Annotated in this window: 1 pseudogene; it reads right to left on the reverse strand. The window is 68.5% G+C overall.

The features are described 5' to 3' along the window. Window positions 1–219 (reverse strand): annotated as a pseudogene (locus tag B2W70_RS11085) (SAM-dependent methyltransferase); the annotation flags it as partial.

A 219-nucleotide genomic window follows, 5' to 3' on the forward strand; every position in this document is an offset into this window, starting at 1 on the left:
ATTGGTGGTGCGGGTCGCGAGCCAACTCGAGTGCGTGCGGCAGCACCACCAGGTCCAGGCTCGACGAAGGAAAAGGCAAAGCCTCGAAATCGCACCGCAGGCTCAGCGGGGCGCCGGTGAGCAAACCCGTCTCGGCCTGCACCGGCTCGTGCACCAGGGGAGCCAGGTCAGCAGGGGGCGACCAGCGCTGATAGGCCGCGTCCACCGCCAGCCACCGAT

Origin of the sequence: Aquabacterium sp. UBA2148, from assembly GCF_002328915.1 — a bacterium.
Taxonomy (GTDB): Bacteria; Pseudomonadota; Gammaproteobacteria; order Burkholderiales; family Burkholderiaceae_C; genus Aquabacterium; species Aquabacterium parvum.